General features: G+C 70.9%; 13 protein-coding genes and 2 pseudogenes. 8 read left to right on the top strand and 7 right to left on the bottom strand.

Translation table 11 applies throughout. The features are described 5' to 3' along the window. Nucleotides 1–750: 750 nt before the first annotated feature. Complete coding sequence (gene chvE, locus ABZ656_RS09565) at nt 751–1,839, top strand: multiple monosaccharide ABC transporter substrate-binding protein (protein WP_101402613.1); 1,089 nt, start codon at nt 751–753, stop codon at nt 1,837–1,839. A gap of 635 nt (nt 1,840–2,474) precedes the next feature. Then, nucleotides 2,475–3,032 carry a VOC family protein gene (locus ABZ656_RS09560; RefSeq protein WP_360266178.1) on the top strand — a complete coding sequence of 186 codons (558 nt, stop codon included), beginning with the start codon at nt 2,475–2,477 and terminating at the stop codon, nt 3,030–3,032. A 42-nt stretch (nt 3,033–3,074) separates the two neighbouring features. Here the strand turns inward: ABZ656_RS09560 and ABZ656_RS09555 are convergent. The 4 genes and pseudogenes from ABZ656_RS09555 to ABZ656_RS09540 all read right to left on the bottom strand — a co-directional run. Beyond that, nucleotides 3,075–4,070: pseudogene (locus tag ABZ656_RS09555) on the bottom strand (hypothetical protein); the annotation flags it as partial. Between the two features lie 175 nt (nt 4,071–4,245). Further along, complete coding sequence (locus ABZ656_RS09550; protein WP_360266175.1) at nt 4,246–6,159, bottom strand: SMI1/KNR4 family protein; 1,914 nt, start codon at nt 6,157–6,159, stop codon at nt 4,246–4,248. A gap of 143 nt (nt 6,160–6,302) precedes the next feature. Continuing rightward, nucleotides 6,303–6,545, bottom strand: coding sequence for a hypothetical protein (locus tag ABZ656_RS09545; protein ID WP_360266172.1), 243 nt, complete (start codon nt 6,543–6,545; stop codon nt 6,303–6,305). A 64-nt stretch (nt 6,546–6,609) separates the two neighbouring features. Then, nucleotides 6,610–7,749 carry an inorganic phosphate transporter gene (locus ABZ656_RS09540; RefSeq protein WP_101402616.1) on the bottom strand — a complete coding sequence of 380 codons (1,140 nt, stop codon included), beginning with the start codon at nt 7,747–7,749 and terminating at the stop codon, nt 6,610–6,612. A 113-nt stretch (nt 7,750–7,862) separates the two neighbouring features. Between ABZ656_RS09540 and ABZ656_RS09535 the strand changes: the two genes are divergently transcribed. The 4 genes from ABZ656_RS09535 to ABZ656_RS09520 all read left to right on the top strand — a co-directional run bounded on the left by ABZ656_RS09535 (nt 7,863) and on the right by ABZ656_RS09520 (nt 11,077). Continuing rightward, entirely contained in the window at nt 7,863–8,111 is a 249-nt protein-coding gene (locus ABZ656_RS09535) for a hypothetical protein (RefSeq protein WP_129592180.1), read from the top strand. A gap of 213 nt (nt 8,112–8,324) precedes the next feature. Next, complete coding sequence (locus ABZ656_RS09530; protein ID WP_101402617.1) at nt 8,325–9,410, top strand: S-(hydroxymethyl)mycothiol dehydrogenase; 1,086 nt, start codon at nt 8,325–8,327, stop codon at nt 9,408–9,410. Beyond that, nucleotides 9,410–10,039: an MBL fold metallo-hydrolase gene (locus tag ABZ656_RS09525; protein WP_101402618.1), complete on the top strand. Its 630-nt coding sequence runs from the start codon at nt 9,410–9,412 to the stop codon at nt 10,037–10,039. The genes ABZ656_RS09530 and ABZ656_RS09525 overlap by 1 nt, the downstream gene beginning before the upstream one ends. Before the next feature lie 123 nt (nt 10,040–10,162). Then, on the top strand, nt 10,163–11,077 hold the full coding sequence (locus tag ABZ656_RS09520) for an SDR family oxidoreductase (RefSeq protein ID WP_101402619.1): 915 nt from the start codon (nt 10,163–10,165) through the stop codon (nt 11,075–11,077). A gap of 2 nt (nt 11,078–11,079) precedes the next feature. Here ABZ656_RS09520 and ABZ656_RS09515 read toward each other — a convergent pair whose 3' ends face one another. After that, nucleotides 11,080–11,616 carry a hypothetical protein gene (locus tag ABZ656_RS09515; RefSeq protein ID WP_101402620.1) on the bottom strand — a complete coding sequence of 179 codons (537 nt, stop codon included), beginning with the start codon at nt 11,614–11,616 and terminating at the stop codon, nt 11,080–11,082. 18 nt (nt 11,617–11,634) lie between these two features. Here ABZ656_RS09515 and ABZ656_RS09510 point away from each other — a divergent pair. Then, nucleotides 11,635–12,366: pseudogene (locus ABZ656_RS09510) on the top strand (SDR family NAD(P)-dependent oxidoreductase); the annotation flags it as partial. On the opposite strand, the gene ABZ656_RS09505 reads toward ABZ656_RS09510, so the two are convergent. Then, nucleotides 12,366–13,784, bottom strand: a complete 1,419-nt coding sequence (locus tag ABZ656_RS09505; protein ID WP_360266166.1) for an aminotransferase class I/II-fold pyridoxal phosphate-dependent enzyme — start codon at nt 13,782–13,784, stop codon at nt 12,366–12,368. The pseudogene ABZ656_RS09510 and the gene ABZ656_RS09505 sit on opposite strands and share 1 nt — an antisense overlap. A 181-nt stretch (nt 13,785–13,965) precedes the next feature. On the opposite strand from ABZ656_RS09505, the gene ABZ656_RS09500 reads away from it, so the two are divergent. Further along, nucleotides 13,966–14,661: a L,D-transpeptidase gene (locus tag ABZ656_RS09500; RefSeq protein ID WP_101402622.1), complete on the top strand. Its 696-nt coding sequence runs from the start codon at nt 13,966–13,968 to the stop codon at nt 14,659–14,661. A 25-nt stretch (nt 14,662–14,686) separates the two neighbouring features. Here ABZ656_RS09500 and ABZ656_RS09495 read toward each other — a convergent pair whose 3' ends face one another. After that, on the bottom strand, nt 14,687–15,889 hold the full coding sequence (locus ABZ656_RS09495; protein ID WP_101402623.1) for a Gfo/Idh/MocA family oxidoreductase: 1,203 nt from the start codon (nt 15,887–15,889) through the stop codon (nt 14,687–14,689). Between the last annotated feature and the right edge of the window lie 169 nt (nt 15,890–16,058).

Genomic DNA, 16,058 nt, shown 5'->3' with positions numbered 1-16,058 from the left:
CGCCCGGCCCCGGTTCGAGGTGTGTGTCAGGGGCGGCCTCGCCTGCCTCACCAGTGGCGCAGTCCTGTGAGGGAACCCAGGCCCGAGCGTTCAGGGAGCGAATCTCCAACACCTTTCCGGAATCCTTACCGGTCCTCCCCCGTTGACACCCCGCGCCCTCCCTCCTAGGGTCACGCGTACGTTCCGAACGTGTGACGACATTTCGAACGGTTGGAAGGCAACAGTCCTGTGCATCACCGGAGTTGGAACACACGTGGACGTAACCCCGCGACGCAGCCTGACGCGCGTTCAGGTGTACTCCGGCAGAGGGGTCACGCGAATCGGCAAGACCCGGACGCCTGGGCCGCGACGCGCCGGTCGGCGATCCGTGAGGCACCGAGGCTCTTGAGTCCCAACTCCACAATGTTGCGGAGAACCTGACTGTCGGTCACCTCGTCACGGAATACTGGTGGCTCACTCCCATGGAGATGCGCACCAAAGACCCCCGACGACCTCGGCGGCCGTGTGCGCTTCTGCAAGGTCGCCGAGCTGATCCGCCGCGGCGCACCGCTCTACCTGAAGTTCGGGCCGTCCAGGGCGCCCGGGATCCACCCGTACGGCACCCATACGCGTGGCCCTGAGCCTGGACGCGGCACGGCCGGCTCGCGCTCGACCTGCTCGTCGGCCGCCCGGCTCGCTCCGCCGCCTCCTCGCATACATCTGATACGCCGTCACCTTTCTCAACGACGAGAAGAACAAGGAACGATCACCATGCGCAATCGCAGAGCCGCCCTCGCCGCCATCGCCGGAACTGCCTCCGTCGCCCTCACCATGTCCGCCTGCGGCGGCCAGAACAGCGCGGGCAGCTCCAAGGGCGGCACCATCGGCATCGCCATGCCGACCCAGGCCTCCGAGCGCTGGATCACCGACGGCAAGAGCGTCGTCAAGGACCTGCAGGCCAACGGGTACAAGACCAAGCTGGTCTACGGCGAGAACGACCCGGCAACCCAGGTCTCGCAGATCGAGAACCTGATCACGCAGGGCGTCAGCGCACTGATCATCGCGGCCATCGACAACAAGTCGCTGAACAAAGTGCTCCAGCATGCCGCCGACGCGAAGATCCCGGTGATCTCCTACGACCGGCTCATCCTCGGCACCAAGAACGTCACCTACTACGCCTCCTTCGACAACGAGCAGGTCGGCCGGCTCCAGGCCCGCTACATCATCGACCAGCTCGGCCTGGAGCACGGCAAGGGCCCGTTCAACATCGAGCTGTTCGCCGGCTCCAGCGACGACAACAACACCAAGTACTTCTTCGCCGGCGCGTTGCACCTCCTGCAGCCGTTCCTGGACAACAAACAGCTGGTCGTCCAGTCCGGTCAGACCGAGCTCAACCAGGTCACCACCCTGCGCTGGGACGGCGCCACCGCGCAGAAGCGCATGAACAACATCCTCACCACGTCGTACAAGACCAGGAAGGTCGACGCGGTCCTGTCGCCGTACGACGGCATCTCCATCGGCGTCCTGGCAGCGCTGAGGTCGGACGATTACGGCTCCCTCAGCAAGCCCCTCCCGGTCATCACGGGGCAGGACGCCGAACTCGCCTCGGTCAAGTCGATCATTGCGGGTCAGCAGTCGCAGACCGTCTACAAGGACAGCCGCCTGCTCGCCGACGTCGCCGCGAACATGGTCGACGACGTACTCAACAAAAGGAAGCCGCAGCTCAACGACACCAGGACCTATGACAACGGCGCCAAGGTCGTGCCCGCCTACCTGCTGCAGCCCATCAGCGTCGACAAGACCAACTACGACAGTGTTCTGGTCGCGGGCGGCTACTACACCGACGCCGAGCTCAAGTAGCCGCACGACCGATGCCTCCCGAAGTGGGCCGGGGCAAGCTGCTCTCCAGCCCCGATGGGGTTGCCTCAGGGCGAGGGCGGCGCGGTGGGCGGCCAGGGCGCGGACCAAGGGGTGCCCGATGCTCGACGGACCGCAGCGGCCATCCCGGGGCCCGGCTGTTCGTGGTTCCGCATGCCGGGCATCTGCTGCCCATGGCGGCGCCGCGCGCGTTCGAGGCGATCGTGCGCGGATCCTTGCCCCCCGGACACCAGCAGACGCATGGAGGGTGTCACGGCCCGATGCCACTGCGTCATGCGGTTTTGAGCGATCGTCCGCCCCCGCGGACGCTCTTCTCGCCGGGCCACTCGGCATCCGGCCCACCACCGGGTCGTGCTGGGAGCAGGGCCGCCACCGGGTCGTGCTGGGAGCAGGGCCGTCCCGAGCGGCATCCCGAGACCTGCCACCGCACCCACGGTGTGCGCTGCTTCCATGGCTGCTCCTCGGCCGGCGTTGACGCCGTGGGGAATCCGCTGGGGCGGCATACCCGCGCCGGTGGACTTGGCAGGCTCCCGTCGGCTCGGGACTCAGCCGGGCTGATGTCGGCTCCTGCCGCGGCCTCGGCACCGTAGCTCAGGCCGTCGAAGAGGAGTGCGGTGATGCGTACCGCGTCGGCTCGTCGGCCCTCGGTGGCGTGCATTCCGCAGGATGCCGCCCGGCGCACGCAAGACCGTCCTCCCGCGGACGCCGCCGAGCTGGAGCCCGGAAGCTCGTTCTGGCACCGGATGCTCGGCGACGCGATCGAGAAGTCGGCAACCCACCCCTTCCTGCGGATCGACGGATCCCCGGTGTTCGTGATCCAGCTGGCTCCGGAGCGTGTCCCGCCGCAATGGCCGGACGGCCGCTCCCAGCAGATGCACGTCGATCTGACGGTGGACCACCTCGTGGCCGCAGACCGGCTGGCGCTCGAAGCCGGCCCTCGTCGGCTGCGGCCCACGGACGGGGTCGATCCCTCGGCCGCCGGGGCTCCCGGGCGTACTCCAGCCCGGCCGGGCATCCATTCTGTATCCGCTCTGCCTGACCTGGACCCGCCTTTGCCCTGCCGATCCCGCGGCGCGACACAGTTTCCCCGGCGCACGATGATCTGCTCGCCTTCTTCGACGGGCGGGCAGTTCCGTGAGCGCGCCTACTGCTCGCCGGAGGCTGTGAACACGTAGGGGGCATGGACCACCCTGTCCATGCCCCCTGCGCAGGGCGGCCTACGGTGCGTCCACCACCGTGCCTGTCAGCACGGGACGGCCGGGAAGCGGTTCCGCGTTGTCGTCGGTCAGCGCGAGGCGTACCGACTCGGCCAGTCGGTCCGTCACCGTCGGCACGGTGAAGTCGGCGGTGGTGGTCCCGGCCGGGATGTCCGTCCACACCCACAGGTTCGCCCGGGAGAGTGCGCGCTCCGGGTCGGGGAGCTCACCGGCGTAGTCCATCAGCCACCGCGGGTCCACGTCCTTGGTGGACAGCTCGGCGCCCTCGGTGACCGGAAGCACCCGGACCGGCTGCGAGATGTCCACACCGGCGGGCTCGGAGAGGGTGATCCGCCACTTCAGCGTCCCTCCCTCGATCACCCGGTCCGTGACCGGCGTCAGGGTGACCGACGGCGCGGGGTCGTCGTTCACCGCGGTGACCCCGCCCCGGTACGAGCCGATGACGGCGCCGTGCACGGCCTTCGCGACGACGTCGTACTGCTCGTCGTAGCCGAAGCGCGTGTCGCCCTTCACCTCCACGGGCAGCTCGATGGGGTCGCTGCCCGGTCGTACCGTGACCAGTTTGTCCTCGGCCTGTCCGGTGTCCGGGTCGAGGACGGAGAAGCGGACCTTGCCGCTGCCGTGCCCGGAGACCTGGACGGGGATGTGGTAGGTGAGGGTGCCCGAGTCACCCTCCTTGACGGTGAGTCGGCCGATGCCGACGCGCGGCAGCGTCGCGGCCCTGGCCACCGGGGTACCGGGGGCCCAGCCCCAGGCATCCATGAGCCAGGCCTGTCCTGACTGTGAACGCGGAGTCAGTTCAAGGGACTTGACGTGCCTCAGGTCGAGGCCGACGCGAGAGGCCGCGGTCAGCGGGACGCGCAGCTCGCGCGCCCAGTAGGAGGCGGTGCGCTCGGTGCCCGGCAGCCCGTCGAGCTGGACCCGGCCGAGCTCGGCCCGGCGGCCGTTGGAGTCGGTGACGGCCACGTCCAGCTCGGTGCCGGTCGTGTTCGGCGGCCTGTGGGTTGCCTGTGCCAGGGAAGTGTGCCCGCGCAGGACAGGAATCGGGTCACCGGGACTCCCCGCGCGGACACCGGCGGCTCTCACGACGGGCGGAACTCCTACTCTCCCTGGGGGACTTGGCGGCCGTGCGGTCGATGAGGCGATGGGGAAGGCCCGCGCCGGTATGACGTCACGGCCTTGAGCGGACCACGCCCAGCGTCACATAGCCCTCGCCGGGGCCAGGCGGCCGGTTCCAGGGCCGGGTCCGGAAGCTGTGGAGGCGTCCGCGTCCGAGGGCGAACCGGGGCAGCCGGACGCCGTACTCGGCGGCAAGGGCCTCCAGGGCACGGCGCTCGCCCAGCCGTTCGGCGTGCGGGTCGTCCCGCGGGAAGAGACGGTCCGGGTCAAGGGCGGCCGGCACGGACCCCCGTCTGCCGACCGAGGTCCCCCGGACGGTGAACGCGTACCGCTCCTCGCCGTTCTCCGAGACGGACAGATGGAAGACACCGGGACGGAGGGGGCCGGGCGGCTCGCTCCACACCGTCACCGCACGGGTGCCCCGGGAAGCGGCGACGCCCGGGGAGACGAACCGCTGCTCGTCGAACCTCCCTCCCGGCGCCGCCTCGAAGGCGAAGCTCCAGCCGGGGCCGGCCCGGCCGACGGCGGCCAGCGCCTCGTCCTCCCACGTCACGGTCCGGTTGCCGTGGAAACGCGTGCGCGAGTTCCACAAGGTCGTCGGCGCGTTCAGCACGGCGTCGTCGGGGGTGCCGATACGGCCGGGCAGCTCGGCCGGCGCCACCGACTCCACGAGGAGGAAGCGGTACGACGTCAGGAAGTTGCCGGGATCCCCTTCCGCCAGCCACGCCAGGCCCGGCGGGTCCAGGTCGGCCGCGGGAGCCGGCGCGTCGCCCCACTGTCCGGCCCGGGGCGTGGCCAGCAGTTCCCCGCCCCGCTCCGGGGTGATCAGGGGGCCAAGGAGCGGGTCGGCGCACAGGCCGACCGGCGCCAGGTGCTCGGGGCCGACCGGCCGCCACTCGGGCAGTGCGGCGCGCAGGGTTCGCCAGGCCGTGTCCCCGTCGCCCCAGCGCGCCAGCTCCCGCGCTTCCTCCACGGCACGGCCGAAGGGGCCTTCGGCGGTGTAGCGGAAGGTGCCGTCCCCCACCTGCCGCAGGATCTCGTCCGTCGCCTCGCGCACCTCGTCGGAGGCGCCCCCCAGGTGGCGGGCCGACAACGGGCGGTCCCGGTGATGCCGCACGTCCTCGGCCGCCAGCACGGCCAGAAACTCCGGCGCGTACAGCGGGTCCGCGGTGAGCCCGGGGAAAGACACCATGTACGTCTCCCCGAGCAACCGGCGGATCTGGTCGCGCAGCCCTTGCGCCCGGGGCCTGCCGTACTCGATCGCCTCCGCCAGGGACGCCGCGGCGCGCTCGTACCGCCCGCCCAGCGCGTCCAGCCGCGCGGCCTCGACGGACGCGTCCAGAGCCCTCGTCGTCGCGTTGACGAACTCCACCCCCGCACGCTTCGAGCGGCTCACCTGCAGTCTGTGAAACTCCCGGTACATCGCCTCCATGAACGCGCGGAACGACGCGTACCGTTGCGGAGGACTCGCACGCCACGACGCGTAGCAGTACACAGCCCACTCACCGGCGTCGTCCACGTCCCCCGGGTCCAGCAGCACGTAGACCGCGTCCGACTCCACGTCCAGCTCCAGCGCCCGCCCCCACATTCCGGCGAGCACCACGTCCTCGGGCGTGGGGTCGTCGTCCAGATCCCCGGGAAAGTACTCCGCCAGGCCCGCCGCGTCCTCGTGCCGGCGCACCGCGTCGGTACCGGCGAGCAGCCATACGAAGCCGCCCGCATGCCGCCAGCCGTCGCTCACCGCCAGAAACGTCCGGTACGAGGGCGGCAGCCGGTGCCCGAGCCGCTCCTCCAGGGCGCGGATGCGCTCCTCGGACGCGGGCGGGAACCCCAGCCGGCGCGTACGCAGAGGCTCCTCGTCCCGCTCGGGTCGCTCGCCCGCCGCTGTGCCGGGGTCTTGTGCGTCTGCCCATTCCTGGCTCCAGCGCGCCAGGAAGGACCGCCAGTCGGCCATGATGTCCGTCATGTCGGCGATCCTGCCAGCCACCACTGACAACGCCCCTGCGACGTCAGGCAGTTCGGGTCCGCAGAGCAGGCCTCGGGCCTGGAGCGCCGGAGGACCGGGTCCGGCATGAGCGGGTGCCTCGGGTGTCTCGGGTGCGACGGATGTCAGGCGCCGATGATCAGGGTGAGTCCGTAGACGGCGACCGCCAGGCACGCGCCGAAGCACAGCACCGCTGCCGCGGTGGCCGTCCGGTTGGCGCCGTGGGCGCGTTCTCCGCCCCCGCCTCCGCCCCCGCCCCCGCCACGGGGCCAGGTGGCGATTCCGAGGGAGAACAGCACGACCGTGAGCAGTGTGATCCCGAGGCTCACACCGCACACGCCGGCGAGGGTGGCCCAGTGGATGTCCATCGCCGCGTCTCCTTTCGCTGTCGGCCGGGAACGGCTTTCGCTCCCGGCCCGGAAGGCCCGGCTCTCACGCCGCAGGCTGCTCCACGTGCTCGGACGGCCGGGCGGGCAGTTCGTTGACGTTGTCCGGGGTCACGGGTCGGTGGCGCGACAGCGCCCAGAACCCGGCCGCCGCCGCGGCCGCGACGGCGGCCACCAGGGCCACGCCCGCGGTGCCGTGACCGGCGGTCCAGGCCGCAGCGCCGCCGACGGCCGCCGCCGCGGGCAGCGTGAGCAGCCAGGACAGCGCGATGCGCCCGGCCACGCCCCACCGCACCTGGGCCAGCCTGCGGCCCAGGCCCGCGCCCAGGATGCTGCCGGTGCACACCTGCGTGGTCGACAGGGGGAACCCCATGTGGGACGAGGCGAGAATCACGGCCGTCGCACTGGTCTCGGCCGCGAAGCCCTGCGGCGCCTCGATGTCGGTGAGCCCCTTGCCCATGGTGCGGATGATTCGCCACCCGCCCGTGTACGTGCCCAGCGCGATCGCCATTCCGGAGATGAGTACCACCCACCAGGGCGGCCCGGAGCCGTGGGCGAGCGCCCCGGTGGAGATGAGAGCCAGGGTGATGACACCCATGGTCTTCTGCGCGTCGTTGGTGCCGTGGGCCAGCGCCACCAGCGACGCCGAACCGACCTGCCCCCGGCGGAATCCGCGCCGCGCCTGGTCGTGGTCCGTCCGCCGGGTGATGACGTACGCGAAGTAGGTCGCCAGCAGGGCCACGACACAGGCGACGAGCGGCGAGACGATCGCGGGGATCAGGATCTTCTCGACGATCGCTCCGAACTGCACCGCGGATGCGCCGGCGCCGACCCACACCGCGCCGATCAGCCCGCCGAACAGCGCGTGCGACGAACTCGATGGCAGCCCGGCGAGCCAGGTCAGCAGGTTCCACAGGAGAGCGCCGACCAGCCCGGCGAAGATCATCACCAGGGACACCCTGGCGTCGTCCACGATGCCGCCGGAGATCGTTCTGGCAACCGCCGTGGACAGGAACGCGCCCGCCAGATTCAGCGCTCCCGCGACGGCGACGGCCACCCGCGGTCTCAGGGCCCCGGTGGCGATCGACGTCGCCATCGAGTTGGCCGTGTCGTGGAACCCGTTGGTGAAGTCGAAGGCCAGGGCCGTCAGGACGACCACGACGAGGAGGAACGAGACGGTACCCACGGGGGGACCTCCGAAGAACAGGACGGCCCCCGCGTCCGCCGTGCCGTCCCCCGCCCGGACGTCTTCAACGCTAGGCGGCTCCTCCCGGGCCCGCGACCGGGGGCCCGGCTCATGTGCCGGGCCCTGTCTGCCCCTCCGACGCCGTCGGAGCGGGCCCGGCCGCGCTCGTTGCCTGCCACGAACGGGTCGTCGTCAAGCCGTACGCGCACCGCTGCGTCTCGCGGTCCGTGGCGGACGAACTCCGCGCGGGCCGGGGCCTCGACCCCGTCGGCATCCCGACGGGGCGGCGCGCGAAGGGTTCGCGACCACCGATCCCGCGGCCCGCGCTGTCCGGCGCACCCGCCTCGGCCCGTACATCCTGACCGTCGGCCGGATCGGCCGACGGCGGCGCGTACCGGATCGTTCGAGGCGAAAGCGTGGCCGAGCGCGGTGGCGAAGGCCTCCTTGGGGGAGGGCCGCCCGCCACACCTGGACCGGAGCAGCCGCACGCCACCTGGCGTTCTACCGGTCGGTTACCGGCGGGTCACACCGTAGGGTCGGTTGACGAACGTCGATCTACGGAAGGGTTCACCACCATGGCGCAGGAAGTACGTGGCGTGATCGCCCCGGGCAAGAACGAGCCGGTGCGCGTCGAGACCGTCGTCGTGCCGGATCCGGGGCCGGGAGAGGCCGTGGTGAAGATCCAGGCATGCGGGGTCTGCCACACCGACCTGCACTACAAGCAGGGCGGCATCAACGACGACTTCCCCTTCCTGCTCGGCCACGAGGCGGCCGGGATCGTGGAGTCGGTCGGCGACGGCGTCACGGACGTGGCTCCCGGCGACTTCGTCGTCCTCAACTGGCGTGCGGTGTGCGGGCAGTGCCGGGCCTGTCTGCGCGGGCGGCCCTGGTACTGCTTCAACACGCACAACGCCAAGCAGAAGATGACGCTCAAGGACGGCACCGAACTGTCCCCGGCCCTGGGGATCGGCGCCTTCGCGGAGAAGACCCTGGTCGCCGCCGGACAGTGCACCAAGGTCGACCCCGCGGTCTCCCCGGCGGTCGCCGGGCTGCTCGGCTGCGGGGTGATGGCGGGCATCGGCGCCGCCATCAACACCGGCAACGTCGGCCGCGGCGACTCCGTCGCCGTCATCGGCTGCGGTGGCGTCGGCAACGCGGCGATCGCCGGAGCCCGGCTGGCCGGCGCCGCGAAGATCATCGCCGTCGACATCGACGACCGGAAGCTCACCACCGCCTCGAAGCTCGGCGCGACCCACACCGTCAACTCCACCTCGACCGACCCCGTCGAGGCGATCCAGGGACTCACCGGCGGCTTCGGCGCCGACGTCGTCATCGACGCGGTCGGCCGCCCGGAGACGTACAAGCAGGCCTTCTACGCCCGCGACCTCGCCGGCACGGTCGTCCTCGTCGGCGTACCCACCCCCGAGATGAAGCTCGAACTGCCGCTCCTCGACGTCTTCGGACGCGGCGGCGCCCTCAAGTCGTCCTGGTACGGCGACTGCCTGCCCTCCCGTGACTTCCCGATGCTCATCGACCTGCACCTCCAGGGGCGACTGGACCTGGACGCCTTCGTGAGCGAGACGATCGCCCTCGACGGGATCGAGGCCGCCTTCGAGCGGATGCACCACGGTGACGTGCTGCGTTCGGTGGTGGTGCTGTGATGAGCGCCCGGATCGAGCACCTTGTCACCTCGGGCACGTTCTCGCTCGACGGCGGTACCTGGGACGTCGAGAACAACGTGTGGATCGTCGGCGACGACCACGAGGCGATCGTCATCGACGCCGCGCACGACGCCGACGCCATCGCCGCGGCGGTGGGCGACCGGCGGCTGCTGGCCATCGTGTGCACCCACGCCCACAACGACCACATCGATGCCGCGCCCGCCCTCGCCGAGCGCACCGGCGCCACGATCTGGCTCCACCCCGACGATCTGCAACTGTGGAAGCAGACCCACCCCGACCGGCTCCCCGACGCCTGGCTGCAGGACGGGCAGGTGATCGAGGCGGCCGGCGCGGACCTGACCGTCCTGCACACGCCCGGACACGCCCCGGGCGCGGTCTGCCTCTACGACCCGGGCCTGGGCGTCGTCTTCACCGGTGACACGCTCTTCCAGGGCGGCCCAGGAGCCACCGGGCGCTCCTTCTCCCACTTCCCGACGATCGTCGAGTCCATCCGCGAGCGCTTGCTCACCCTCCCCGCCGACACGGTCGTCCGCACCGGGCACGGGGACTCGACCACGATCGGTGCCGAGGCCCCGCATCTGGAGGAGTGGATCGCGCGCGGTCACTGACCGGGCCGGGCCCGTCGCGATACACCAGCGAATCACGACAGGAGATGTCCGGCTTCCGCGGGACTCTCGTGGGGACACATGGGCGAAGGCAGCCCGTGAACGCCACGAGCACGGAGGTCGGACATGCCAGGGCCGTTGGACGGCAGGGTCGCGCTGGTCGCGGGCGCGACCCGAGGAGCGGGCCGAGGGATCGCGGTGGAGCTCGGCGCGGCCGGCGCCACCGTCTACGTCACCGGACGCAGCACGCGCGAACGCCGCTCCGAGTACGACCGCCCCGAGACGATCGAGGACACGGCGGACCTGGTCACGGCGGCCGGAGGCGTCGGCATCGCGGTGCCCACCGACCATCTGGTCCCCGCCGAGGTCGAGGCCCTGGTCGCCCGCATCGCGGGCGAACAGGGCCGCCTCGACCTCCTCGTCAACGACGTCTGGGGCGGCGAGAAGCACTTCGAGTGGGACACCCCGCTCTGGGAGACCGACCTCGACCAGGGCCTCGGGCTGCTGCGCCGGGCCGTCGAGACGCACGCGATCACCAGCCACCACGCACTGCCTCTGCTGCTGCGCACCCCCGGCGGCCTCGTCGTCGAGATGACCGACGGCACCGCCGAGTACAACCGGGACACCTACCGCGTCTCCTTCTTCTACGACCTCGCCAAGGCATCCGTCCTGCGCATGGCGTTCTCCCTGGGCCACGAACTCGGCCCGCGCGGCGCCACCGCCCTCGCGCTCACCCCCGGCTGGCTGCGCTCGGAGATGATGCTCGACACCTTCGACGTCAGCGAGGAGAACTGGCGGGACGCCCTGGAGCGCGTCCCGCACTTCGCCATCTCCGAGACGCCCTTCTACGTCGGCCGTGCCGTGGCCGCGCTGGCCGCCGACCCGGACGTCGCGCGCTGGAACGGCCGCTCGCTGTCCAGCGGGCAGCTCGCTCAGGAGTACGGTTTCACCGACCGCGACGGCAGCAGACCCGACGCCTGGCGCTATCTCGTCGAGGTCCAGGACGCGGGCAGGCCGGCGGATGTGACGGGGTATCGCTGAGATCAGGTGTGGTGCACCGGCTGCAGCGGCCAGCGAGCAGAGTGGCCCGGCGGCAGCGCCAGATCGTCCCGTACGGCCGCGTAGTAGCCCTCGCGTCCGGCGCGCTGCCGCTCCAACAGGGCCTGCCACGCCTGCGGGTCACGTGTCCCCTCGCGCAGGAACTGCTCCATCTCCATCACCCCGACCACCCACGTCCGGGCCCGCTCGACCACCTCCGGACTGCCCAGGAGGATCAGCGTCTCCCCGGACGGATCCCGCGCGAGGGTGGCCTCGGCCAGCAGCGGCTCGGCCTCCTCCGGGGACAAGGGGTGCGGGTGCGGGTCGTTGCCCAGGTACGACGCCACCCGGTATGTCAGAGTGACGCTCTTCTTCAGCGACCGCGCGTAGTCGGCGTACACCGAGAGCCGCCGTTCCTCCCACCGGGCCGCCCGCTCCCGTTGGAAACGGGCCCGATCGCCCCGAACGATCGCCAGATACGAGCCGAGGGCACCGATGACCACGCCGATCAGTGCCGGAAGTTGTTGTATGAACGCGGACATGGGCGCACGGTATCTGTCATGAGGCGCTTTGAAGGATACGGAGTTCTGATCACGGGCGCGGCCCGTGGCATCGGCGCGGCCACCGCCCGCCGGCTGGCCGAGGAGGGCGCTCAGGTGCTCGTCACGGACGTGGACCCGGCCGAGGCGGAGAAGACCGCCGCCTCCATCCGCGAACTGGGGGCGCAGGCCGAGGAGTTGGCGTGCGACGTGGGGGACCGGGCGGCGGTGGAGGCGGCCGTCGCATACGCCGTGGACTCCTTCGGCACGCTCGACGTCCTGGTCAACAACGCGTACGGGTGCTCTCCCGACGCCCCGCTCTTCGAGGACGAGACGGACGAGGTGTGGGCCCGTGACCTCGACCTCACCCTGACCGGCGCGTACCGCTGCAGCCGCGCGGCCCTCCCGCACCTGGTGGCCTCGGGCCGGGGCGCCATCGTCAACATCGGCTCGGTGAACGGCATCCAGGACTTCGGCAACCACGCCTACAGCGCGGCCAAGGCGGGTCTCATGTCCCTCACGCGCACCCTCGCGGGGCACGCGGCCCCCCGTGGTGTGCGGGTCAACCTGGTCGCGCCGGGTACGGTCCGCACCACGGCGTGGGAGGGCCGCGACGACGATCTCGCCCAGGCGTCGGGGGTCCATCCGCTGGGACGGGTCGGTGAACCGGAGGACATCGCGGCCGCCGTCGCCTTCCTCGCCTCCCGGGACGCGGCATGGATCACCGGGACCACGTTGTGCGTCGACGGCGGTCAACACGGCTTTCCGGAACGCGGTCCGACCGTGAGGGCGGCCGACCGCAGGACGGAGAACACCCTCTCGGTGTCGGCCTCCGTCGTACGCCAGTTGCTGAAGGCGGCCCGCAGCCCCTGCGTCCCCGCGTACACGGTCGGCGTCACGAAGGCCTCGCCCGAGGCCGCGACCGCCGCCGCCAGCGCGTGCACCCGCTGCCGCGTGGGCTCGTCCGCGAGGGTGAAACAGACGACGTTGAGCCGGACGGGTGCCAGGAGCCGCAACTCCGGTACCTCCATGATGTGGTCGCCCAGCAGTCGGGCGAGCGCGATGTTCCGCTCGACGATCTCGCGATGCCCCTCGCGTCCGTACGCCATCAGCGAGAACCACGCCGGGAGCGCCCGCAGCCGACGCGAGTTCTCCGGCGTGAGGTGCAGGAAGTCGGGGTCGCCGGTCGGCAGGCCCAGGTACGGGGACTCGTTGTGGAAGACCCGGACCTGAAGGTCCCGGCGGCGCGTGAACTGCACGGCCGCGTCGTAGGGGACGTTGAGCCACTTGTGCAGGTCGACACAGACGGAGTCGGCCGCGTCGAGCCCGTCGACGAGATGCGCGTACGACGGTGACAGCGCGGCGAAGCCGCCGAACGCCGCGTCCACGTGCAGCCAGAAGTCGTACCGCTCCTTGAGCGCGGCGATGGCCCGCAGATCGTCGAAGTCGACGGTGTTCACGGTTCCGGCGTTCGCCACGACGACCGCCGGGCGCCCGTCGAGCGCATCGAGGGCGGCGGCCAGCCGCTCGACGTCGACGGCCTCACGGTTCCCGGACAGTACCGGCACCGTACGCAGCCGGTCCCGGCCGATGCCGAGCACGGACAGCGCCTTGGTGACGCTGGAGTGCGGGGAGCCGGACAGCACGTCGACCGGTCCGAGCGCGGCGGCGCCTTCCCGTGACACGGACACGCCCAGCCGCTCGCCGAGCCACTCCCGCGCGATCGCCAGACCGACCGTGTTCGAGACGGTCGCGCCGGTCACGAACGCCCCGCTGTGCGCCTCGCCCAGTCCGAACAGCTCGCGCAGCCAGCCCACCGTCTCCCGCTCCAGCGCGCTCGCCGAGGATCCGCCGTCGCCGGACACGTTCTGGTCGTACGCGCCGGTCAGCCAGTCGCCGGTGAGCGAGGCGGGGGTGGCGCCGCCGGTGACGAAACCGAGGTAGCGCGAGCCCGCGGAACCGGAGAATCCGGGCGCCCAGCGCTCGGCGAACCGACTCAGCGCCCCCTGCGCGCCGTGCCCCTCGGCGGGGAGGGGCTCCGGGTCGGGCACCTTGCCGGAGTGGGCGACAGGCCGCCCGTCGAGTCCGTCCACCTCCCCGGCGGCGAAGTCACGGGCGGACTGCAGGAGCTCGGGAAGCCGGGAGAGATCGTCGGCGAGTGTGCGATGCATGGCGGCAGCGTAGGTCGGGCGGCGCACCCGGAGCCTGGTCCAATCCGGGGTAACTGGACTGCTCCCGATGTCACCGTTTCGTCGCAGACCCGACAGCCGTACAACGCCTGCGCCCCGACGTGGGTCTAGCAGGCGGAGAACAAGGGAAACACCGGTGAACACGCAGACAGAAGGGCCTGACATGGGGGACATACGCAGACGGGGTGCCGTCGCTCTGGGCATCACCGGACTGGTCGCGCCGCTGACGCTCGCGCTGGGCACGGCGCCCGCGCAGGCCGCGAGCTGCACGACACAGACCGGCCCGTACCAGAAGCAGGTGGAGAAGTTCCTCGGCCGACCGGTCGACGGCCGACAGTCGAGCGCCGACTGCAAGGCGATCCAGGCCTTCCAGACCAAGCACGGCATCACCCCGAACGCGGGCTACGCCGGGTCCGTCACCTGGGGCGTGATGGACCTGATGAACAAGCAGAAGGCCGTCGGCAACAAGCCCAACAAGGACGGCAAGTGTCCCGTCAACAAGGGCCGCATCGCCTGCGTCAACCTGACGCTCCAGCTCAGCTGGATCCAGGACGGCAGCAGGCTCGTCTACGGCCCGGTGCCGGTCCGCACGGGACGCGACGGCTACGAGACCCGCACCGGTCTGAAGAAGATCTACTGGCGGGACATCGACCACGTCTCGAACATCTACAACGTGCCCATGCCCTACAGCCAGTTCTTCGACGGCGGTCAGGCCTTCCACTCGGTCGGCCTGAGCATGTGGAACCCGCCCGGCTCGCACGGCTGCGTCAACATGACCACGACCACCGCCAAGAAGTACTGGTCGCTGCTGAAGAACGGCGACGACGTCTTCGTGTACGGCCGCAAGCCGGGCACCTGACGGCACCCGGCCACGCCAGGGGACCTCACGCCCCGGGCGCGTCCCCGAAGTCCGGGATCTCCAGCCTGACCCCGCCCTGCCGCGCGGACTCGTGCGCGACGATGCCCGGCAGGGTGTAGCGGGCCGCGACCCACGCGTTCACCGACGGCAGCGTCCGGGTGTTGACCGCGGTCACGAAGTCGTCCACCAGGAAGTGGTGGCTGCCCTCGTGCCCGTTGTGCAGGTGGTCGAACTCCCGGGGGAGCCGCGTCCGGTCGTGCACCGGCGCCGACCCGGACGTGAACGCGGCCCGCAGCGCCGGCGCGATGTGCTGGAGCGAGGGATCGTCCGCCGCCAGCGTCGGCTTGGGCTCAAGCAGCTCCGTGATGTCCTGCACCCCCTTCTTGTCCTGCCAGAAGCTCACCGTCGCGAGCTGTTCCATGCTGGCGTCGGTCCCGAAGAACCGGAAACGCGACTCCCGGATGTGCGAGGGATAACCGACCCGCCGGAACTCGTTCGTACGGAACGAGCCGCCGCCCGCCACTTCGAACAGCGCGGTCGCGTTGGAGAAGTCATTGCCGAACTGGCTGACCTCCTTGTCGAACACCCCGTCCCCGCGCTCGTCGCGCACCCCGATCGCGGACACGCTCACCGCGTGCGTACGCCAGGCGCCGAGCACCCCGCCCACCGAGTGCGTCGGGTAGAGCAGTGGTGGATAGCTGGCGGTCGCCTTCCAGTTCTCGCCGCCGCTGTACTGGTAGGCCTCGTAGAACCCGAGATCCATGTCGTGGACGTAGTCGCCCTCGGCGTAGAACAGCCGCCCGAAGGCGCCCTCGGCGATCTGGTTGCGGGCGTGCACCGTCGCCGGGTTGTACTGGCTGGTCTCGCCCATCATGTACGTCAGTCCGGTCGTCCGTACGGCGTCGATGACCGCCGCGATCTCGTCCCTGGTGATGGCCATCGGCACCGCGGAGTACACATGCTTGCCCGCCCGGAGTCCCTGGAGCACCAGCGGCCCGTGGGTCCAGCGCTGGGTGAAGATCGCGACGGCGTCCACCGCCTTCGACTCCAGCATCGCCTCGTACGAGGGGAAGGTGCCCGACAGCCCTTCGGCTGCCGCCAGTTCGTCGGCCCGCTCGGGGAGCAGATCGGTGACGTGGACATCGCCGACGCCGGGGTGGGCGAGGAACAGCTTCGCGAACTGGCCGGAGAACTGGCCGGCGCCGACGATGCCGAGAGAGAACGTCATCTGAGCAACATCCTTCACTGGTGGAGACTTCACGGGTCGGGCTCGTCCTGGACTCATTTACTTTTGATGCGGAACAATCAAGGCGTCAAGAGTCCTGTACGCATCCTTTCCGGCGAACTGCCGTGCCATAGAGTGGCGCCATTACTTCTGAGGCGAAAATAAATCTTGT

The sequence above is a fragment of the Streptomyces sp. NPDC007095 genome (assembly GCF_040634475.1).
Classification (GTDB): Bacteria; Actinomycetota; Actinomycetes; order Streptomycetales; family Streptomycetaceae; genus Streptomyces.
This window is presented reverse-complemented; position numbering and strand designations above follow the sequence as displayed.